The sequence below is a fragment of the Vibrio sp. R12-SG2-ISO1 genome, from assembly GCF_059834045.1.
On the sequence record NZ_JCBDGO010000001.1, the window covers coordinates 389,023 to 410,003 of the forward strand.

20 protein-coding genes and 1 riboswitch are annotated in these 20,981 nt (G+C 48.2%); of the genes, 11 read left to right on the forward strand and 9 right to left on the reverse strand.

Features of this window, described 5'->3' with window-relative positions; all coding sequences use genetic code 11:
* Positions 1-136: 136 nt before the first annotated feature.
* The 5 genes from torD (at position 137) to AC6R10_RS01730 (ending at position 4,375) form a co-directional block, all read left to right on the forward strand.
* Positions 137-844: a molecular chaperone TorD gene (gene torD, locus AC6R10_RS01710; protein ID WP_500671293.1), complete on the forward strand. Its 708-nt coding sequence runs from the start codon at positions 137-139 to the stop codon at positions 842-844.
* Between the two features lie 238 nt (positions 845-1,082).
* On the forward strand, positions 1,083-2,087 hold the full coding sequence (gene purR / locus AC6R10_RS01715) for an HTH-type transcriptional repressor PurR (protein ID WP_500629083.1): 1,005 nt from the start codon (positions 1,083-1,085) through the stop codon (positions 2,085-2,087).
* Positions 2,088-2,262: 175 nt separating this feature from the next.
* Positions 2,263-2,371: riboswitch (cyclic di-GMP riboswitch) on the forward strand.
* Positions 2,372-2,575: 204 nt separating this feature from the next.
* On the forward strand, positions 2,576-3,169 hold the full coding sequence (locus AC6R10_RS01720) for a TfoX/Sxy family DNA transformation protein (protein WP_500631912.1): 594 nt from the start codon (positions 2,576-2,578) through the stop codon (positions 3,167-3,169).
* A gap of 205 nt (positions 3,170-3,374) precedes the next feature.
* Positions 3,375-4,067, forward strand: coding sequence for a TVP38/TMEM64 family protein (locus tag AC6R10_RS01725; RefSeq protein ID WP_500671294.1), 693 nt, complete (start codon positions 3,375-3,377; stop codon positions 4,065-4,067).
* Positions 4,064-4,375 carry a putative signal transducing protein gene (locus tag AC6R10_RS01730; protein ID WP_500671295.1) on the forward strand — a complete coding sequence of 104 codons (312 nt, stop codon included), beginning with the start codon at positions 4,064-4,066 and terminating at the stop codon, positions 4,373-4,375. Before AC6R10_RS01725 ends, AC6R10_RS01730 begins: the two co-directional genes overlap by 4 nt.
* A gap of 22 nt (positions 4,376-4,397) precedes the next feature.
* Here AC6R10_RS01730 and AC6R10_RS01735 read toward each other — a convergent pair whose 3' ends face one another.
* The 5 genes from AC6R10_RS01735 to topA all read right to left on the reverse strand — a co-directional run bounded on the left by AC6R10_RS01735 (position 4,398) and on the right by topA (position 12,990).
* Positions 4,398-5,198, reverse strand: a complete 801-nt coding sequence (locus AC6R10_RS01735) for an alpha/beta fold hydrolase (protein WP_334551028.1) — start codon at positions 5,196-5,198, stop codon at positions 4,398-4,400.
* A gap of 241 nt (positions 5,199-5,439) precedes the next feature.
* Complete coding sequence (glgA, locus tag AC6R10_RS01740) at positions 5,440-6,900, reverse strand: glycogen synthase GlgA (protein WP_500629086.1); 1,461 nt, start codon at positions 6,898-6,900, stop codon at positions 5,440-5,442.
* Positions 6,890-8,107, reverse strand: a complete 1,218-nt coding sequence (gene glgC, locus AC6R10_RS01745; RefSeq protein WP_500631909.1) for a glucose-1-phosphate adenylyltransferase — start codon at positions 8,105-8,107, stop codon at positions 6,890-6,892. Before glgC ends, glgA begins: the two co-directional genes overlap by 11 nt.
* Positions 8,108-8,449: 342 nt before the next feature.
* Positions 8,450-10,144 (reverse strand): GGDEF domain-containing protein, encoded by a 1,695-nt coding sequence (locus AC6R10_RS01750; protein WP_500631908.1) that lies wholly within the window; start codon positions 10,142-10,144, stop codon positions 8,450-8,452.
* Positions 10,145-10,362: 218 nt separating this feature from the next.
* Positions 10,363-12,990 carry a type I DNA topoisomerase gene (topA, locus tag AC6R10_RS01755; protein ID WP_500631907.1) on the reverse strand — a complete coding sequence of 876 codons (2,628 nt, stop codon included), beginning with the start codon at positions 12,988-12,990 and terminating at the stop codon, positions 10,363-10,365.
* A gap of 339 nt (positions 12,991-13,329) precedes the next feature.
* Here topA and AC6R10_RS01760 point away from each other — a divergent pair, with 339 nt between their 5' ends.
* Positions 13,330-13,578 carry a YciN family protein gene (locus tag AC6R10_RS01760; RefSeq protein ID WP_334551034.1) on the forward strand — a complete coding sequence of 83 codons (249 nt, stop codon included), beginning with the start codon at positions 13,330-13,332 and terminating at the stop codon, positions 13,576-13,578.
* Positions 13,579-13,651: 73 nt separating this feature from the next.
* Here the strand turns inward: AC6R10_RS01760 and aroA are convergent, their stop codons facing one another.
* Both aroA and AC6R10_RS01770 read right to left on the reverse strand, forming a co-directional pair.
* Complete coding sequence (gene aroA / locus AC6R10_RS01765) at positions 13,652-14,932, reverse strand: 3-phosphoshikimate 1-carboxyvinyltransferase (RefSeq protein WP_500634156.1); 1,281 nt, start codon at positions 14,930-14,932, stop codon at positions 13,652-13,654.
* A gap of 139 nt (positions 14,933-15,071) precedes the next feature.
* The gene (locus AC6R10_RS01770) at positions 15,072-15,527 is read right to left on the reverse strand and encodes an outer membrane lipoprotein (RefSeq protein WP_487903235.1); all 456 of its coding nucleotides are present in this window, start codon (positions 15,525-15,527) and stop codon (positions 15,072-15,074) included.
* Between the two features lie 18 nt (positions 15,528-15,545).
* On the opposite strand from AC6R10_RS01770, the gene aat reads away from it, so the two are divergent.
* The 3 genes from aat to infA all read left to right on the forward strand — a co-directional run bounded on the left by aat (position 15,546) and on the right by infA (position 17,262).
* Entirely contained in the window at positions 15,546-16,253 is a 708-nt protein-coding gene (aat, locus tag AC6R10_RS01775; protein ID WP_500671296.1) for a leucyl/phenylalanyl-tRNA--protein transferase, read from the forward strand.
* A gap of 9 nt (positions 16,254-16,262) precedes the next feature.
* Positions 16,263-16,961, forward strand: coding sequence for an arginyltransferase (locus tag AC6R10_RS01780; protein ID WP_500657469.1), 699 nt, complete (start codon positions 16,263-16,265; stop codon positions 16,959-16,961).
* A gap of 82 nt (positions 16,962-17,043) precedes the next feature.
* A complete protein-coding gene (infA, locus tag AC6R10_RS01785; protein WP_001040192.1) occupies positions 17,044-17,262 on the forward strand; it encodes a translation initiation factor IF-1 in 219 nt (72 codons plus the stop codon).
* Positions 17,263-17,335: 73 nt separating this feature from the next.
* Here infA and AC6R10_RS01790 read toward each other — a convergent pair whose 3' ends face one another.
* Together AC6R10_RS01790 and cysS are read right to left on the reverse strand one after the other, a co-directional pair.
* On the reverse strand, positions 17,336-17,914 hold the full coding sequence (locus tag AC6R10_RS01790) for a thymidine kinase (protein WP_500625810.1): 579 nt from the start codon (positions 17,912-17,914) through the stop codon (positions 17,336-17,338).
* 96 nt (positions 17,915-18,010) lie between these two features.
* Positions 18,011-19,393 (reverse strand): cysteine--tRNA ligase, encoded by a 1,383-nt coding sequence (gene cysS / locus AC6R10_RS01795; protein WP_500634158.1) that lies wholly within the window; start codon positions 19,391-19,393, stop codon positions 18,011-18,013.
* A 212-nt stretch (positions 19,394-19,605) separates the two neighbouring features.
* Between cysS and AC6R10_RS01800 the strand changes: the two genes are divergently transcribed.
* Entirely contained in the window at positions 19,606-20,100 is a 495-nt protein-coding gene (locus tag AC6R10_RS01800) for a peptidylprolyl isomerase (RefSeq protein ID WP_334551042.1), read from the forward strand.
* 125 nt (positions 20,101-20,225) lie between these two features.
* Positions 20,226-20,960, forward strand: a complete 735-nt coding sequence (lpxH, locus tag AC6R10_RS01805) for a UDP-2,3-diacylglucosamine diphosphatase (RefSeq protein WP_500657467.1) — start codon at positions 20,226-20,228, stop codon at positions 20,958-20,960.
* Positions 20,961-20,981 lie beyond the last annotated feature (21 nt).

Genomic DNA, 20,981 nt, shown 5'->3' on the forward strand with positions numbered 1-20,981 from the left:
TTCATTGATGCAAAGCAAGCTTTGCTGCCCTGTTCACAAATTGCCATATTTGACCATTTCTTCTCATAATCAGGTTGACCGCTGTTCATTTTTATCCGTTAGACTTAACGGCATCTGATTCAGTTGAGAGCCCATCATGCCAGAGACACCTAACGCCCAGATTTCCGACCCTTTATCTCCCGCCGAAAAAGAGCAGCGCGCCTTTGATGAGCAACGCGCCGAGCTCTACTGGTGGTTTTCGAGCGTGTTTGCCAAAGAGCTCTCAGAGCAAGAGCTGGCCCAATATCATTCGGTGGACACACGTACCTTTCTGACGGGACTTGCACAAACCCCTGAGCTTAACGTAGCCGCAGACAGGCTCATCGATACATTGAACCGATTGCAAGACAGGCCAGATGCTCAGTTGGAACTATCAGCCGACTATTGCGACCTGTTTTTAAAATCCGACCGAGACAGCGCGTTGCCTTACGCCTCTGTCTACTTAGATGAATCCGGACTGCTCAATGGGGAGCCCGCCAAACAGATGGACACTCTGCTCCAACAACATGGCGTGGCCGTGCATTCAGGGCTCAATGAACCTTCTGATCATCTCGCGATAGAGTTGGATTTTTTAGGTAACCTGATTGTGCGCGGCGCTCATGCAGCAGAGCAGACGGCAGGCGACACGCATCTCGCCTACCAAGAGCAAGCCGATTTTATTGAGCAGCATCTACTCCCTTGGATTGAGAGGTTTGCCGAGCGCTGCCAGCGCCTCGACACATTCGGCTTCTATGCGGCGCTGTCGTCGCTATTGTGCGCGTTCATTCAATTGGATAAAGCCTACCTGCAAGGCGATAGCGATTAAGCCCATACAAAAGGTGTGGCGAGATCCCAAAGGCGGGTTTTTTATTTGCCCAAATCGACGTTGCGGACTACAATCCGGTTCGCAAACGATAAAACTAATAAATACAAACCGCTTTTTGAGGGCGGTTTTTGTGTTTCTGATACTTTCTGTCTACATACTCTAAACTTTGTATAGACTTTACTTTTATAGACTTAACTTTTCATAGAATAGTAGGCAGTCATCGACAGGACAAAACCATATGGCCACGATTAAAGACGTCGCTCGCTTAGCGGGTGTCTCGACCACCACTGTATCCCATGTGATCAACAAAACACGCTTTGTCGCTGAAGCCACGCAAGAAAAAGTGATGGAAGCGGTTCAAGAGTTGAACTATGCCCCAAGTGCCGTTGCACGCAGCCTGAAATGTAACTCGACACGCACAATAGGCATGCTGGTTACTCAATCGACCAACCTTTTCTTCTCGGAAGTGATCGACGGGGTTGAGAGCTACTGCTACCGTCAAGGCTACACCTTGATCTTGTGTAACACTGGCGGCATCTACGAGAAACAACGTGACTACATTCGCATGCTGGCGGAAAAGCGCGTCGATGGCATCTTAGTGATGTGTTCAGATTTGACCGAAGAGTTGAGCGAAATGCTTGACCGTCATAAAGACATCCCTAAGGTGGTGATGGATTGGGGCCCGGAAAGCTCACAAGCCGATAAAATCATCGACAACTCGGAAGAAGGCGGCTACCTCGCAACAAAATACCTGATTGATCACGGCCACAAGCGCATTGCTTGCTTGAGTGGGCATTTTGAAAAAGCGGCCTGCCAAGAGCGCATCCAAGGCTTTAAGCGCGCAATGAACGAGTCGGGTTTGAGCGTCAACGAAGATTGGATCTTAGAAGGTAACTTTGAGTGCGATACCGCCGTGCTTGCCGCGGACAAAATCGTCGCCATGGACGAAAAGCCAACCGCAGTATTCTGTTTCAACGATACGATGGCGCTCGGTTTGATGAGCCGTTTACAGCAAAAAGGCATTCGTATTCCAGAAGACATGTCGGTCATTGGTTATGACAACATTGAGCTAGCCGAGTACTTTTCACCACCGCTAACGACGGTTCACCAGCCGAAGCGCCGTGTGGGTAAAAACGCATTTGAGATTTTGCTCGAACGTATTAAAGACAAAGAGCATGAAAAACGTATTTTTGAAATGCACCCAGAAATCGTCGAGCGCGATACCGTGGCGACGGTGAAATAGACCAACGAACAAGTTCAGCACATCACATCGACTAGCCCAGCGAGAATACTTCTCATCCGCTGGGCTTTATTCTCTCGGTAACACCCCTCTATTTTATGAACTAAGATCACATTTAACCCATCAAAACGTGATGTTTAGCCCATAAATTATTTATGCTTATTATGTTCGACGAATGCCACGAACAGGGCAAACCATTTCGAAAGGATGGGACGCAAAGCTTCCGGCCTGTTGCAGCCACTCAACTATTTCAACGTTGATGACTGCTTGGTAGCGGGGTTGCCGATGGCAAATGTGCACTTCGTAATTCTTTATCAAAAGCAAAGAATACAATGAGTTAAACGTTGCGCGCGCATTATGCGCTCACACCGTGAGTAGGATTATTCTTTTATGAGCCAGAATGACACCCTACTGACACAAAACCTGCATATTTTTGCTAATCTCTCGGACCTGAATTTGGTGGCGTATTGTAATACACCGAGAATAACAGCATGGATAAACCAATTTTAAAAGACTCAATGCGATTGTTTGAACCATTGGGCAAGATCAAGTCTCGCTCAATGTTTGGTGGATTCGGAATCTTCGCTGATGACACCATGTTTGCCCTCGTGGTAAATGACAAACTTCACATACGCGCCGACGACTCGTTGGCCCAACAGTTTAATGCTCAGGGACTCGAGCCATACGTGTATAAAAAGCGTGGTTTCCCTGTGGTCACCAAATACTACGCCCTTGGCCATGACTGGGATCAGGATGTCGCTCAGACTATTGCGATGGCAAACACTGCACTAGAGGCGGCCAACAAAGACAAGCAGCGTCAAACCAACGCCAAACCAACGCGCCTGAAAGATCTGCCGAACTTGCGTCTAGCGACCGAGCGAATGCTCAAGAAAGCGGGTATCGACAGTGTCTCCCGTTTGGAGCAGACGGGCGCAGTGGAAGCGTATAAAGCGATTCGTTCCACACACTCTGCCGACGTCAGCATCGACCTGCTGTGGGCACTTGAGGGGGCAATTAAAGGCACGCACTGGTCTGTGGTCCCTCAAGCAAGACGCGACGAGCTCCTGAATCAGCTGCAAAGCTAGTCAGCGATAGCGCTCATTAATTCCAATACCCTTCTCAAGCCAGCCGAACACCGCTGGCTTGAGACGTTTTTAGCCGATGCTTTTTCAGCGTTTCCATTCCTTAGTCATAGAATTCAACGTGTTTTCCCCTTAGGGCGAAATTTTTTACTGGCTTTTTGGTTCATATCTAACAATGATCAATGATGATGTTTTCAAAGGGATCCATATGAACAAGAAACTGCTTTTAGGTATTGGTTTGCTCGCTCTGATTGTGTTTTTAGGCGCAAACTTTGGTCAATACCTGACACTTGATAACGCCAAAGCTCAGCAGCAAGCGCTGGCTGAAATCATTGACACCCACTTTGCCCTAGCCGCGCTGAGTTACTTCTTCGCCTATGTCGCTATCACCGCCTTCTCGATCCCTGGAGCAGCCGTCGTCACCTTGCTTGGCGCTGCGCTGTTTGGCTTTTGGACCAGTTTATTGCTCGTTTCTTTTGCCAGTACGATAGGTGCCACCTTGGCGTTTTTAAGCAGCCGCTTTTTACTCAAAGAGTGGGTACAAAGCAAGTTTGGCGATAAGCTCGCGACAATTAACCAAGGGGTCGAAAAAGATGGTGCGTTTTATCTCTTCTCACTGCGCCTTATACCGGTGTTCCCTTTCTTTTTGATCAACCTCTTGATGGGTCTTACGCCCATCACCATCGCGCGCTTCTATCTGGTTAGTCAACTGGGTATGTTGCCGGGCACGGCCGTCTACCTCAACGCCGGGACTCAGCTAGCGCAAATCGACAGTTTGTCAGGCATCGTCTCCCCAACAGTACTCGCCTCTTTTGCGTTGCTCGGGGTATTCCCAATCATTGCCAAATGGGTAATGGCCAAGCTCAAAGCGACACCGCAATCCAATGGGCAAGCGTCTTGAAAATTTTTATTGCCACGACACCACCACAAGCACACATCGTGTGTGAAATGCTGCGCAGCGAAGGAATAGCCTGTGAGGTGAGAGGTGAAGGTTTGTTCGGCTTGCAAGGAGAGATTCCGTTTGGCGAAGAGGCCAGCCCGTACGTTTGGTTAACTCGCCCAGAACAGAAGCAGGCGGCACTCGCGCTGATTGATGATTTCCAACAGGACACCCCCGAAAACATGGTTTGGGTTTGCCCGACTTGCCAAGAAGAAAATGACGACCATTTTCAGTTATGTTGGCAGTGCGAGCACACCAAACCAACTTGAGTGTGCTTGGAGTCAACCGAGATTAAGCAGTGAGGTGTTGCTGAATGAAGGCGATGGAGTGATCGTTAAACTCATCTGGGCGCTCAACATTACACACATGGCCACAGTCAGGAATTTCATGCAGCTCACTGAGCGTATGTGCTGAGACCATCTCTTTCACAGGGGTGATGAACATGTAGTCTTTTTCACCCATCAGATAGAGCGTAGGAATAGGTAACTCGCGGTCTTTGAAGTAGCGCATCAGAGGGTTCACCTCTGCGGTCAAAATAAACCAACGCTTGAACTCCTTTTGGCACAACTTCTTCGCTTCGCGGATAAACATATGTCGCGACTCTTTTTGTGCTCGCTGCGGCATCACAATGTAGGCAAACAGTCGATAGAGCCACATGTAGGGCACAATGTGTTTACACAGATTGCCCAACTTCACCAGTACTTGAGAGCGTGTGTTGAGTCGTGTGACGGCGCCACCTAACACCATGGTTTTTACGCGCCCAGTCGCTAGCTCCGCTAAGTTACGGACGATGATGGTTCCAAGCGACATGCCGACAAAATGTGCCGACTGAATCTTTAGGTGATCGAGCACTTTTAAGATGTCTAATGTGACCTCTTTAAAGGTGTAGCGATTGGCAATGATCTCCTTAATCAGCTGGTTCGATTTTCCATGGCCGCGCAAATCAATCAGCAGCAAATTAAAATGCTGCTTGTAGGCTTTGATCTGTTTAAACCAAATCGATGAGCTGCCGCCTGCGCCATGCACAAAGACCACCCACTCATCGCTAGTGGGGTGTTTAAAAGTCTTATGGAATAGCAAGCTTTGAGTCATAGTCGAAAAATAACCGTTATCGTCACACAATTCAGGGCGCAGGGTAACACAAAAGCGCCCGTGTTTTTGTTTAGCATAAACGAAAACCGCCACTTTAGTGCAATCGGAAATGTTAGAAAAAATGAAAGCGCCGTGAGACTGTGCAAGCACAAAACCCCTCAGGCGCTTTCTTTATGCGGACCTATTGTCGTCTTTACGCGAACAGACTAAAAAATAGCGTCCGCAATTCAATGACCTAGTGTTAGGCGCTTAAAGCACTGTGGTAGAGTTCGATGTACTCACCCGCCGCTTTTTCCCAACAGAAGTTTTCTGTCATCGCGTGCAATTGAACCCGTTTTATCTCATTGAGATTTTGCGCGTAGAGCAGCAAAGCACGAAGCATAGTCAACAACAACGCAGTCGGCGTTGGCTCATCAAACACAAACCCAGTAGCGATTGACGGATCATCGTCGTAATGGTGAACCGTATCTTTCAGTCCACCCACACCACGAACGATTGGCAGCGTACCGTAAGCCATACTGTAGATCTGATTGAGACCACAAGGCTCAAACTCTGACGGCATCAAGAAGAAATCACTGCCCGCTTCCACCAAGTGAGCAAGCTCTTCATCGTAAGCCTCGATAAACGCAAATTTGTCGCTGTGTGTGGCTGAGAGCGCTTTAAGATGGCTTGCCAACATCGGGTCGCCGGTCCCAACAATCACCAACTGAACATCGTGTTTGAGAAACTCAGACAGAATAGGGATCAGGTAATGTAACCCTTTTTGCTGCGTCAAACGGCAAACCATGCCAAACATCGCGACGTTTTTTTCGCTCAGTTTCGCTTTTGCTTGCAGCGCCGCCTTACACGCTTTCTTACCGCGTACCATACTCTGCTTCGTCGCTCGGTAATTTAACGGTAAGTGGGTGTCTGTTTCTGGGTTCCATGTACTGTAGTCGCAACCATTAAGAATCCCCACCAGATCATGGCTTCGGCTTTGAAAATCTTGCGCCATACCATGACTGCCCAGTTCCGTCTTGAGCTCTTGCGCGTACGTCGGGCTAACCGCGTTCACCTTATCAGCGGTTTTCACCCCAGCGCGAAGCATGGTGATGTGCGTTGCACTCACTGCGGCATCCGGCGCGTAATGCGTCTGGAACTCAGGCAGATCGCCGAGCTCATCATAGCTAAAGACACCTTTGAAGACCGCGTTGTGCACGGAAAGAATGCTTTTGGTATGAGCAAAAAAATCGTCACTGGCGTAACGATGCTTGAGAAGGTATGGAACCAGACCCGTGTGCCAGTCATTGGCGTGGACAATGTCCGGCTGAAAGCCCAGTTTCGGCAGCATGTCCAAACTCGCCGCACTAAAAAAGGCGAAGCGTTCACCATTGTCTGAGTAGGCTTGATTGTACTCGGCGTACATGTCAGGACGGTCAAAATACTGCGGACAATCGATGGCATACACAGTGATTCCCGATAGCGCTAGCTGCTTGACGCAATAAGGCGTATGAGGCCAGTGCTCTAATGCCGTCTCTAAAACCACAGTCGCAGACTCAATGCCTGCAACCTTGCGATAAGCGGGAAGTGTGAGTCTCACATCTTGCTCGAGCTCAAAAAGGGCTTCAGGCAGTGCCTTGGCAACATCTGCCAAGCCACCGCTTTTGATCAATCCTTCTACTTCCGATGCTACAAAGAGAATAGAGAGATTCTTAGTAGCCAACACGTGCTCCTTTTGGAATAACGACAACACCGTCATCCGACACGTGGAAATGCTTTTTATCTTCCGTCAGGTTCACACCGATTTGCGTCCCTGGCGCAATATCCACATCCTTGTCGATGATGACGCGACGCAAGACACAGCCTTCGCCGATCTTCACGTCACCTAAAAGGATACTTTCGCTAATATCGCACGCAGATGCAATATTACTTCTAAAGCCAAGCACACATTTTTCAATACGCGAACCGCGTACAAAACTACCGTTACACACTAAACTATCAATAATTTGCACTCGACCATTGTCCGAATCACTAAACGTTGCAGGCGGCAATGGTGGGTAGTAGGTGTGAAGTGGCCATTTACGGTTATAGAGCGAGAATGGCGCGTCTTTGGCAAGTAAGTCCATGTGCGCTTGCCAGTAGGCATCAATCGTACCCACATCGCGCCAATACACTTCTTCTTTCTCGCCAGTGATACGGTTGGTACTGAAGTCGTAAACGAACACGTCGCCACTTGGGAACATCTTAGGAATGATGTCTTTACCAAAGTCATGCGATGACGCTTCATTGTCGGCGTCTTCAATCAACTCAGCAAATAACGTCTCTGCTTCAAAGATATAGTTACCCATAGAGACGAGCGCGTGCTCAGGGTCACCTGGAATCGCTTTCGGATTGGCTGGCTTCTCAGCAAATCCGATCATGCGACCTTCTTCATCCACCTCGATCACACCAAACTGTGACGCCTCTGACAGTGGCATACGCAACGCAGAAACGGTCAGGGAAGCCTCTTTTTCTTTATGGAAATCAAGCATTTGTTTGATATCCATTTTATAGATGTGATCAGAGCCAAAAATACACACTTGCTCTGGCTCCGACAACTGCATGAAACGCAGGTTTTGGTAGATCGCATCTGCCGTGCCTTCGTACCAACGTTTGCCCGTGCGCATTTGCGCTGGGATCGGGTCAATAAAGCGATCCGTAATCCCGCTGATGTTCCACCCTTTTTTCAAGTGATGGAACAGAGACTGAGACTTGAACTGCGTCAGCACGTAAATGCGCATCAAATCCGCATTAACGAAATTGTTCAACGCAAAGTCAATCAGACGGTAACTCCCGCCGAAAGGCACCGAGGGTTTACTTCTTGATTCAGTTAGAGGACGCAGACGCGAACCCTCGCCACCTGCGAGGATCATACCTAAAACACCAGCCATTTTAATCTCCATTTTTATAATATTGTCGATGAGAAAGTGTAATATTTGGGGGGCTCATCGACGCTCCAAAATCTGACAGCGTTAGCGAATGGCGCATGCAAACTGCATAGATCTTACGCGCATTTTGCTACGTAAACGTTTAACACGGCGATTTACTCTACGTTATCTTATTTGCCCAAGATTACAATTTAAAATATACCGTACTTAGATGGTAAGATGAGTTACTTTGCGGATGGCTGATTCAGCTCACATTACATAAGCGATTGCTCACATAAGATTAACAAGATCACCACAAGAGAGTGACGTTCTTGCTCAGTAATAAACCTGTGTTTTATTTATGTTTTATGACAGTTCCATTAGTTGATTCAGGGTGTCATGTGGGCAGTGGTGAATATATATTTTTTCTTGATTAATTTTGGCCTGATAGAGGGCGCGATCCGCCACCGATAAAGCTTGATGCAAGGTCATCTCAGAACTAATCAGAGAGCCACCAACGGACAAACATAAGGCGGGCAATTGGTCTTGGGCTCTTTGCTGTTGAATCGTGTCAATCAATCGCTGTGCTAACGTGCTTAGCACTTCCCTCTGATCGGTTTTGATCAACAACAAAAACTCACTTTCTCCCCAACGCGCAGCAAGGTCATACTCACGAATCGTATCTGAAATGGCTACGGCAATCGACTTCAAACAAGGCGTTTTGTCTTGCCCTATGTGCTCCGCACTCAGCGCGTCACAAAGCCCAGCATCCACCCATATCAAGCCGAATTGGCTCTGTTCGCGCTTACCTCGAGCAAGCTCATTCGTCACTTCTCTTTCTATGCCACGTCGATTAAGTAAGTGCGTCATCACATCATAGGTCGCCAGTTTATCGAGCGCGGCGGTCCGCGCGACAACCAACTTCTCGACGCTTTGACGCGCCTCTAAGAGCTCTCTTTCAACAACCGCTAAGTCCGCATCAACGGTCACAGCATCCAAATGGGAGTGACGCCGACCACGAGCCATCGTGTGTAGGCGCGTGAACCACCTCTCTAGCGGCATCAACCACTCTTTGGCTGCATACAGGTAGAAGAGTACACTCAGTACCAACGCGAGGCCTAGGTAAATAAACAACAAATAATCCAGCATAAAGAGTGGCAGCACCGCGTCTACATTCAGCAGCGTCAACTCAAACCAGCCCAATGCGTCGATGTAATGCATCATGGCCACTACATTACCTGCATCTTGCTTGAGCATCAGAAACTGTGACTCACGGCCATTCAGTTGTTGATACAACGCCGACTGGATGATTTGGTAATCACTGTCGTTGTCTATCACCTCTTGCAGTGTCGGGCGGCTTTGACCTTGCTCGCCCAGTGGAAACACAAAGCGATCGGAATCTCGGATCAATTGCACGCGCAATTGGCGATCAATAAACAGGGTCGAGAGTGGTGAGTTTTTGTGGTGATTAAGCTGACTGACCAACATATCAATATCCAGCCCCGTACCGACAATGCCCAAAAACTGGCCATCGACAATAACGCTTTGGTTGATCCACGCTTTGGTTACCCCCAAGTGAGAGTCTTTATCAATGTTGACCGCCAGAGGCGTTAAGCTCGATTTTTGCTCAAAGTACCATTGGTCGTCATCCGCGTTAGGCTCTAAGGTGTATCGTTGAAAGTCACCCGTTCTAATACTGTTGACATCATTGAAGTGATAGGAAAGGTCTTGATCGAGTGCAATAAAAAAGTTTTTGGAATCAAAGCGCCATCGGTAGTGTTCGAGCGTTTCTTGGGCCACGGAGCGATAAACACCATCTTGAGCATTCTGCGCCCAGGAGGTGATGTTGGGGTGTCTTGCCAGCTCCTGCGCCAAGGCGATTTCCGTGGTCAACGGCGCAAGAGTTTTCTCTACATCATATTGCGCGATGATTTGACCATACTTCCACATCAATTCCTCGATAATATCATCGATAATATGCTTAGAGACCGCATAGGCTGCCAAACCGAACGCCACACAGAGTACGAAGATTGCGAAAAATAGTCTTAACTTTAGAGTCATCTTTTTATCTCACCAGAGATAGATCAATAGAAGTTCAGATTGAAAATGTCAAAACAGAACCAGCGAATCATCACAAAGTTGATTATTTATTTGGCAAATGGGGATCGCCATCCCATTCACCATACTTATTATTGTTAGTTCTAAAACTAAAAAGGCAGCCTAGATTGGCTGCCTTTGGGGTCTGCTGAAGACGTGCTTATCGTAAAGACATCGTCATGTTACTTGGCGGATTTTTTACGCTTGTCCGACACTTCCCATTTTCCGTCGATATACAAAGCGGTGTAACCCGTTGGCTTGCCTTCTACTTCTGAGCGCACGTAGTTCTCTTTAGTCTTACGGCTAAAGCGAACCACCATAGGCAATCCGTCCGGATCCTTTTGCGGCGCTTCGGTCAAGTAGAGGAACTTAGGCGACAAACGGTCTTTAAATCTCACCAACTCTTCAACTAGAGGTGCGCGAGTTTCACGAGATTTCGGGAACGTACTCGCTGCGAGGAAGAGACCAGACGCACCGTCTCTGAGCACAAAGTAAGCCTCTGAGTTCTCACAAGGTAGCTCAGGAAGATGTACAGGATCTTCTTTAGGCGGCGCTACCTCACCATTTTTCAGAATCTTACGCGTGTTCTTACAGGTCTCACTGGTGCAGTCCATGTATTTACCAAATCGACCGTTTTTCAGCACCATGTCACTGCCACATTTGTCACACTCAACGACAGGGCCATCGTACCCTTTGACTTTAAACTCGCCCTTTTCAACCACATAACCTTCACAGTTCGGGTTGTTACCACACACGTGCAGTTTGCGCTTGTCGTCAATCAAATACGCGTCCATCGCGGTTTCACAGATAGGACAACGTTTCTTCGCTCGCAATGCCGCGGTTTCAACGTCTTCTTCAAGGACATTGATGATGCCCTCTTCGTCACCGAGGTTAATGGTGGTTTTACAACGCTCTTTCGGTGGCAGCGCATAGCCCGAACACCCTAAGAAAACCCCTGTCGATGCGGTGCGAATTCCCATTGGACGTGAACAGGTCGGGCATTCGATGTCGGTGTAAACGATATGATTAGGCTTCATACCGCCTTCTTCTTCATCTTGCTCAGCTTGTTCAAGATCTTGAGTGAAATCTTTGAAGAAGCTATCGAGGACCGATTTCCAGTTGGCGGAACCCTCAGCGATTTGGTCGAGCTTCTCTTCCATCTTAGACGTGAACTCGTAGTTCATCAGCTCATCAAAGCTACCATCAAGACGATCGGTGACGATCTCACCCATCTTCTCGGCATAGAAACGGCGCTGATCCACTTTCACATAGCCACGGTCTTGAATGGTAGAGATGATAGATGCGTACGTCGACGGACGGCCAATGCCGCGCTTTTCAAGCTCTTTAACCAGTGCCGCTTCGGTGAAACGAGCAGGCGGCTTGGTGAAGTGCTGCTTAGGATCTAAGCTCACTAGGTCAACGTGATCGCCCACTTGCACTGGCGGTAGAATTTGGTCTTCGTTCTTACCCATCGGGCGCTGAACGCGTGTCCAACCGTCAAATTTAAGAATACGACCTTTCGCTTTCAGCGTGTATTGTGCCGCTTTAACGCTAACGGTGGTGGAATCGTACTTAGCAGGGGTCATCTGACATGCGACAAACTGATTCCAAATCAAAGCATAGAGTTTGTGCGCATCCGCTTCCATGCCTTGTAAATCCTCGGCTTTCACCGCGACATCAGAAGGACGAATCGCTTCGTGCGCCTCTTGCGCCCCTTCTTTGCTGCCGTAAACATTCGGTTTGGCGGGTAAATAGGCATCACCGTATTCACTGCCAATAAAGCCACGCACACTGTCGACCGCTTCTGCACTCAAATTGGTCGAGTCGGTACGCATATAGGTGATGTAACCGGCTTCATACAACCTTTGAGCCAGCATCATGGTTTTCTTTACGCCATAGCCAAGACGTGTACTCGCCGCTTGCTGCAACGTTGAAGTAATGAAAGGTGCGGAAGGCTTACTGGATGTCGGGCGATCTTCGCGCTTGCACACTTCAAACGTGGCGTTTTTGAGCACATCCAGCGCCACTTGAGTTTGCGCTTCATTGACGGGCTTAAATGCCGTGCCATTTTCTTGCGCGACTTGAAGACGAAAATCCGTCTTGTCCGCCGTTTTGGTGTTGGCATGAATGTCCCAGAACTCTTCAGGAACAAATGCTTTGATTTCACGCTCACGCTCAACCAGCAGTTTCACCGCTACCGACTGCACGCGACCAGCAGATAAGCCTCGAGCCACCTTTTTCCACAGCAGTGGTGACACCATAAAGCCCACAACGCGATCCATAAAACGGCGCGCTTGCTGTGCATTGACGCCGTCCATGCTCAACTCACCCGGTTTTTGGAATGCTTGTTGAATCGCGTTCTTGGTAATTTCGTTAAATACAACGCGTTTGTATCGCTCTTCATCGCCGCCGATGATCTCACGAAGGTGCCAAGCGATGGCTTCTCCTTCGCGGTCCAAATCGGTGGCGAGATAGACGGCGTCCGCGTCTTTAGCAAGCTTTTGCAGCTCTGCAACCACTTTCTCTTTGCCGGGTAGGATTTGGTAGTTTGCTTCCCAACCGTGGTATGGGTCGATGCCCATCTTTTTGATCAGTGCTTTCCTGTCTTTCTCTTTCTTGATTTTGGCTTTTTCTTCAGCGCTCAAACCTTTTGTCGAGATCGCCGCCGCCTTCTGGCCTGTGCTTTGACCCGCAGTTGGTAGGTCACGGACGTGACCAACACTCGACTTCACAATGAAGTCTTTACCTAAATACTTATTGATGGTCTTCGCTTTGGCTGGCGACTCCACAATAACCAGTGACTTACCCATAATCGACTCAAGTGTCCTATTTCGGCAGCGCTTTTAACGCACGATATACTTAAAATTTTGCTTCTTTTTTTACTATTGAGCGAGATTGCAAGAAGATCAATACCTTTTTTAAAAAAGTCAATTGACTGCTCGACAATTCGACGACTCTCCCACTATGGGTAATAAAGAAGGGCGCACATACTATAGATAGACTCAGCGATGCGCTTTAGAAATCGAAACGATTTTTGCATTTGCTCACAAAAGCGTAGCCGCACTGTCCTCTTTATCCAACGTAAACACGCATTGAAATTATGGAAAAGATGCTTAGAATTCGGCTATCAATATCAAAGAGGTAACCCCATGAGCGATAAAAAGACCATCTCAGAAGCGGAATTATTGATGATCGCCAATCACATCATCCAAGAACATGATGACTATATCGAAGGGATGCGAGCGACCAGCGTAGAAGAAAAAGAGGACGTATTGGTATTCAAAGGTGACTACTTTCTTGATGACAATGGCCTACCTACCCAAGAGACGACCGCCGTATTCAACATGTTTAAATACCTCGCTCATCACCTGTCTAAAGAGTTTACACTCGCAAAATAACCGAGCGATAGCCCCTCTCTCGCCCCAAAAAAAGCCAAGGACTTTTGCCTTGGCTTTAATCCATTCACCCTCGTTAGCAGCTCAGCGCCGCCAATTTTTCGAAGTAGTCTGGGAAGGTTTTAGAGGTGCACTTGGGATCATTAATCGTCACTGGCGTATCGCTCAGTGCAACCAACGAAAAGCACATGGCCATACGGTGATCATCGTAGGTATCGATCGCAGCGTGTGTCAGCGTTGCTGGCGGCGTCACGATAAGGTAATCCTCACCCTCTTCCACCTCTGCACCGACTTTACGCAGCTCCGTTGCCATCGCCGATAGGCGATCTGTCTCTTTCACGCGCCAGTTATAAACATTGCGTATCGCGGTTGTCCCTTTTGCAAACAGCGCGGTGGTGGCGATGGTCATCGCCGCATCGGGAATATGGTTGAAATCCATATCTACCGCTTTAAGCTCGCCCACGCGTGATATGACGTAGTCATCCCCCCACTCAATCTGAGCGCCCATTTTTTCAAGAGCATCAGCAAATTGAATATCGCCCTGGATACTGTTTTTGCCAATGCCGGTGACTTTGATCTCTCCGCCTTTAATCGCGGCGGCAGCCAAGAAGTAAGACGCGGAAGAGGCATCACCTTCAACCAGAAAATCACCCGGGGCGAGATAAGATTGGCCACTCTGGATCACAAATTCTTGGTAGTCGCGGTTCTCTACTTCAACACCAAACTGCTTCATGATGTGCAGAGTGATATCGATGTAAGGCTTTGAGACTAACTCACCAATGATTTTGATCGCGACATCCCCTTTCGCCAGCGGTGCTGCCATAAGGAATGCGGTCAAAAACTGACTCGAGATGGAGCCGTCAATTTCAACGGTACCACCAGAAAGCCCCGTGCCTTGAATTTTCAGCGGTGGATAGTTAGGGTTTTCCAGATAGGTGATCTCCGCACCAGCTTGACGTAGCGCATCCACTAGGTGACCAATCGGGCGCTCTTTCATGCGCGGCTCGCCAGTCAGCACATAATCGCCAGTGCCAAGACAGAGCGCCGCAGCCAATGGGCGCATCGCCGTGCCGGCATTGCCCAAAAAGAGCTCAAGTGCGCCCTCGCTATGAAATGCGTGACCGAGACCTTCCACCTCACAGACGGTTTTATCGTCCGATAAGGTGTAGCTGACGCCAAGTTGCGTCAGTGCATTGAGCATATGGCGAATATCGTCGCTATGGAGTAAGTTTGTCAGGCGTGTTGTCCCTTTTGCTAGCGCAGCAAGCAGCAGCGCACGATTTGAGACACTTTTTGAACCAGGTAAGTTGACCTCACCATTGACTTTATTGATCGGTTGTAACGTAAGGCTTTCCATTCAGTGAGTTGTTCCTTTATCACCCTCATTCCTATTGAGGGCAATGAAAAATTCTTCGTACTGGCAGACTAACTAAAATCCCCGGTTAAAACCAGAGCTAAGTCACGTACAAATACGATTGAGTGCCTGTGCGACTCCATCAATAGGTCTTATCCACCCGAACGCCGTTGTCAAAATACAAAATCCTGACTTTATCTCCGCGACTAAATAGCATGTTGGGGTCCACATCTTGAATCACATCCACCAAGTGGCCGCTGTCGGTTTCAATCAACAGCTCAACCAATTTGTACTCCACTTTATAGATTTGATTGGCACGATGCCTTGCCACACTGGCTCCCGCGACGGCGCCTACCGCCGTTGCCACCTCTCTCCCGGTACCATCACCAAACTGATTGCCAACCACACCACCAATGACGGCACCTAACAAGGTTTCCCAGCCATTCGCGTGCGACTGAACGGTTTCTTCTTGACTGATGTAGCGCACGGTATCCACTGCGCCAAACACCACTTCGTTCACAGGTCTGGCAACATTTCTCTGATAAGCAGCATTGGCAAACAGAGGAAAAATCAATAAGATCCAAGTCCACTTTTTCATCTCACGTCCTCTTCGATTATGACGATATATTTGACTGAGTTAGACCCACAAACGCTGAGCTTTCCGTCTCCATTTGAGGCGTTAGAAGAGCCCAACGGCCTACTCGCCTTTGGCGGCGATCTCTCACCAGAGCGCGTTGAACTGGCTTATCAGCACGGCATCTTCCCCTGGTTTGGGCCAGGTGAACCCATCTTGTGGTGGAGCCCAGCACCGAGGGCGGTCTTTTATCCTAAGACCTTTGCCCCGGCAAAAAGTCTCAAGAAGTTTCAAAAAAAACAGCGTTACTCTGTGAGTATAAACAAGGCGACCGCACAAGTGATCGACTATTGCGCCAGTGTTCGCCCTGCCGATGAGACATGGTTGAACGAAGAGATGCGTGACACGTATAAGAGGTTGGCCAAGAAAGGGCGCGTCCATTCGGTCGAAGTGTGGCAAGACGAGACCTTGATTGGCGGTCTCTATGGCGTCAGCGTTGGCCAACTGTTTTGTGGTGAGTCGATGTTTAGCCTCAAACCCAACGCCTCCAAAGTGGCGCTTTGGTATTTTTGTCGCCACTTTGCCCGTCATGATGGCCAGCTCATTGACTGCCAGGTGATGAATCCGCACCTTGACTCATTGGGCGCAAAGGAGATAGAAAGAGAGGACTTTATGCAACAACTGCTATTATTAAAAGCACAAAGCGTCAAACTAGGCTGTTTTGCTCAGCAAATCTTAGCCGATGAATAGAGAACGTGGATGAGCTCTGATTTACAGCAGATTCGAATTGGATTAACCGATAGTCACCCATGCAGTTACCTCAAGGAGAGGCAAGAGCGCGTGGCCGTTGCACTCGACCCTAAAATGCACAGCGCTTCTAGTTACGAGGTGCTGCTGGCCAATGGGTTTCGCCGTAGCGGCGACACCATCTACAAACCGCACTGTGACCATTGCCAATCTTGTCAGGCGCTGCGAGTATCACTGCCCGACTTCGTACCAAGCAAGAGTCAAAAGCGTCTCTTGGCCAAATCACGCCACCTGACTTGGCAACTCAAAGAGACCTTAGATGAGGATTGGTTTGATCTCTACTCACGCTACATCATCGCTCGTCACCACCAAGGCAGTATGTATCCGCCAAAGAAAAACGAGTTTGCTCAATTTTCACGTTGCAACTGGCTCAACACCCAATATTTACACCTCTATGATGGCGAGCGTTTAATTGCGGTCGCGGTCACCGATATTCTCTCCAATAGTGCCAGTGCGTTTTATACCTTCTTCGACCCAGACATCGATTTATCCTTAGGCACCTTAGCGGTCTTGCTGCAAATCACCTATTGTCAGAACGCTGGAAAACAGTGGCTCTATCTTGGCTATCAAATCGATGAATGCCCGGCTATGAACTATAAAGTCCGATTTGCGCGTCATCAAAGGCTAGTAAATCAGCGTTGGCAAGGGTAGAATACGCCCCAACTTTACTTAATTCATTTTTATCGGCCTTTCTCGCCGCTGAAAATCGCCCATTTTTTTAAAAGAGGATTAAATGGCTAAAGAAGACGTAATTGAGATGCAAGGCACGGTCCTTGATACTCTACCAAACACAATGTTCCGTGTTGAACTAGAAAACGGCCACGTCGTGACTGCTCACATCTCTGGTAAAATGCGTAAGAACTACATCCGTATTCTTACTGGTGACAAAGTAACTGTAGAGATGACTCCATACGATCTATCAAAAGGTCGCATCGTCTTCCGTGCTCGTTAATCTTTGATTATCAGACAGCAACAAAAAAGCGGAGCTAGGCTCCGCTTTTTTGTTGCTGAATCACTGAAAAACTTTATTTACCCAGCGCTTCTTTGTAGTGCTCACGACACACCGACACGTATTTGTCGTTGCCCCCGATGGCCACCTGATCACCGTGAGCGATGGCGTTGCCCTCTTCATCGGTGCGAATCACCATGTTGGCTTTTCTTCCACAGTGACAAATCGTTTTCAGTTCAATCAGCTTATCTGCCCAAGAGAGTAAATACTTACTTCCTTCAAATAGCTCACCAAGAAAATCGGTTCTTAGACCATAACAGAGCACAGGAATATGCAGTTTATCCACAACTTCGGTCAACTGGTAAACTTGCTCTTTAGTGAGAAACTGACATTCATCGACCAAGATACAGTGACGCTTTTGTTGTTCGTTCAGCGCTTTGATCTCTGCAAAGAGATCCGTCTCAGCGCGAAACAGCTGCGCGTCAGATTGCAAGCCGATACGAGAGCTAACTTTACCGATGCCGTAACGGTCATCTAACGCTGCGGTAAAAATCACCGGCGTCATACCACGCTCTTGATAGTTAAAAGACGATTGAAGTAGTGTGGTGGATTTCCCTGCATTCATCGCAGAGTAGTAGAAGTACATCTGAGCCACGAAAGGTTACCTGTAGCAAAAGTGGCAACATGAGCATACTCAATGCGGCCGATTAAAATGACAAAAAGGGCTGAAAAGTCAGCCCTTAAGTTAAAATTATTTACGACGCCAGGTGGTCCCTTCTGGGCCATCTTCCAAAACGATACCCATATCGGTCAGTTTGTCTCGCGCCATGTCCGCGTTTGCCCAATCTTTAGCGGCGCGACTGTCGTTACGCAGTTTGATAAGCGCTTCAATCTCGGCCACTTCGTCGTCATTGCCCGCGTCGCCTTTTAGGAAAGCTTCGGGATCTTGACCAAGAATGCCGATGATGTCTGCCAATTCGCGCATCAGGACACCTAAACCGTTCGCGGCATTGATGTCTTCGTTCTTCAAGCGATTGATGTCACGCGCCATATCAAAGAGCACTGAATAGGCTTCCGGCGTATTGAAATCGTCGTTCATCGCTTCGGTAAAGCGAGTGATGTACTGCTGCCCGCCCGATGCGGAGGCCGACAGATCCAAGCCACGTAGCGCTGTGTACAAACGCTCAAGCGACGCACGCGCTTGGTTAAGGTTCTCTTCGCTATAGTTCAACTGACTGCGGTAGTGACCCGACATTAAGAAGTAACGCACGGTTTCTGCATCGTAATGACCCAACACATCACGGATAGTAAAGAAGTTACCCAGCGACTTGGACATTTTTTCTTTGTCGACCATGACCATGCCACTGTGCATCCAGGTGTTCACGTATTGTGTCCCGTGTGCGCAGCAAGATTGTGCGATTTCATTTTCATGGTGTGGGAACTGCAGATCGGAACCACCACCGTGAATGTCAAAGTGATTGCCCAAGATCGACGAGTTCATTGCCGAACACTCAATGTGCCAGCCAGGACGGCCCGGGCCCCATGGTGACTCCCACGTTGGCTCACCCGGCTTCGACATTTTCCACAACACGAAATCAAGCGGGCTGCGTTTTGCGCTTTCCACATCAACGCGCGCACCAGCTTGCAGCTGATCCAAATCCTGTTTTGACAACTTACCGTATTCGTCAAATTTGCCCACTTCAAACATCACGTCGCCATTATCGGCCACATAGGCAAAACCACGCTCGATCAGTTTTTCAACCAAGGCGATGATTTCAGGGATAAATTGAGTCGCGCGAGGTTCAACATCTGGGCGCTTCATATTCAAAGCATCAAAGTCAGCGTACATCTCACCGATAAGACGTTCTGTCAGCGCATCACAGCTCTCACCGTTTTCATTTGCACGTTTGATGATTTTGTCATCAATGTCAGTAATGTTGCGCACGAACGTGAGATCGTAGCCTAGGTAGCGTAGGTAACGTGAGACCACATCAAAAGACACAAACGTACGGCCATGACCAATATGACAGAGATCGTAGATGGTGACGCCACAGACATACATGCCGACTTTGCCAGCGGTGATGGGTTTGAATTCCTCTTTCTGTCTTGTGAGTGTGTTATATATCTTTAACATGATCTCTATCTAATAAATGAGTGAAACAAAATAGTGGAGCAGTATATCAAGTCCTGCTTGGCGAAGTCATCCCTAACTCGGCGAAAAACCGACTATCCTTGTGACAAAGGGCCAGTACGTGAACAACACGACTGACTTTGGACGTAGGAAAGTCGTAAAACTTACGTTAGAATCTTGCCTTCACATAGAAAATCGACCGAAAGGACATAATCATGATCACCCTTCACACTAATTTTGGTGACATCAAAATTCAGCTAAACGAAGAGAAAGCACCGGAAACCAGCGCAAACTTCCTTCAATACTGCCGCGACGGTTTCTACGATAACACGCTATTTCACCGCGTTATCGACGGTTTCATGATTCAAGGCGGTGGCATGGAGTCTGGTCTTCGCGAAAAGGCTACTCGTGCTCCTATCAAAAATGAAGCAAACAACGGCCTAAGCAACAAAGTGGGTACATTAGCAATGGCACGTACCATGGAGCCGCACTCTGCAAGCTCTCAGTTCTTCATCAACGTAAACAACAACACCTTCCTAGACTTCCGCAGTGAAAGTCTTGACGGTTGGGGTTACTGTGTCTTCGCTGAAGTCGTTGAAGGTATGGACGTTGTTAACCAGATCAAAGGTGTCAGCACAGGTTCTTACGGCATGCACCAAGATGTACCGCTTGAAGATGTTGTGATCACTGGCACAACGATCGAAGAGTAATCTATCCAAAGAAGAGCTGCCTAATGCAGCTCTTTTTTCCTATATTGGGCGCTTTTACCCTAAACCTGTGATTGTTTTGCCCTACCCTTTCTGCCCACTGGGCTCGCCTGAACTCTGATTGCTTTATGACCACTCTGTTTATTTCCGATCTGCATCTCTCCCCTTCAACGCACGAGATCACCGCGTGTTTTATTCGCTTTATGCGCGAAGAAGCCAGCCAAGCCGACGCCTTATATGTCTTGGGTGATTTGTTCGAATTTTGGGTGGGAGATGACGATAAGTCTAAATTCGCGCAAACTATTCGTGACGAGTTTCGCCGCTTAACACGCTCTGGTGTGCCTTGCTATTTTACCCAGGGGAATCGTGATTTTTTGGTCGGTAAGCGCTTTGCAAAGCAAACCGGAGTCACCTTACTCGGGGATGAGACCGTCATTGATTTGTATGGTCAGCCCACCGTGATTCTACACGGTGATACGCTGTGCACTGACGATGTCAGCTATCTTGAGTACCGAAAAAAAGTTCATCAGCCTTGGCTACAATGGGTGTTCAATCGTATCCCGATGTTCATCAAGCAGAAGATCGTCGCCAAGGTACAAACAGACATCAGTGCAGATAAGCAGACCAAATCCCTTGAGATCATGGATGTCAATCAGCAAGAAGTGGAGAGCGTGATGAATAAACACCATGTTGAGCTCATGATTCATGGCCACACTCATCGCCCGAATATTCACCGTTTTATCAGTAACGGAAAAACCCTGCATCGCGTCGTATTAGGGGATTGGTACACACAAGGATCGGTCTTAGTGGTTGATAAAACAGGATACGACCTACAAAATCGTGCATTCCTATCAACAAATTGACAAATAAGTACCAGATTTTTC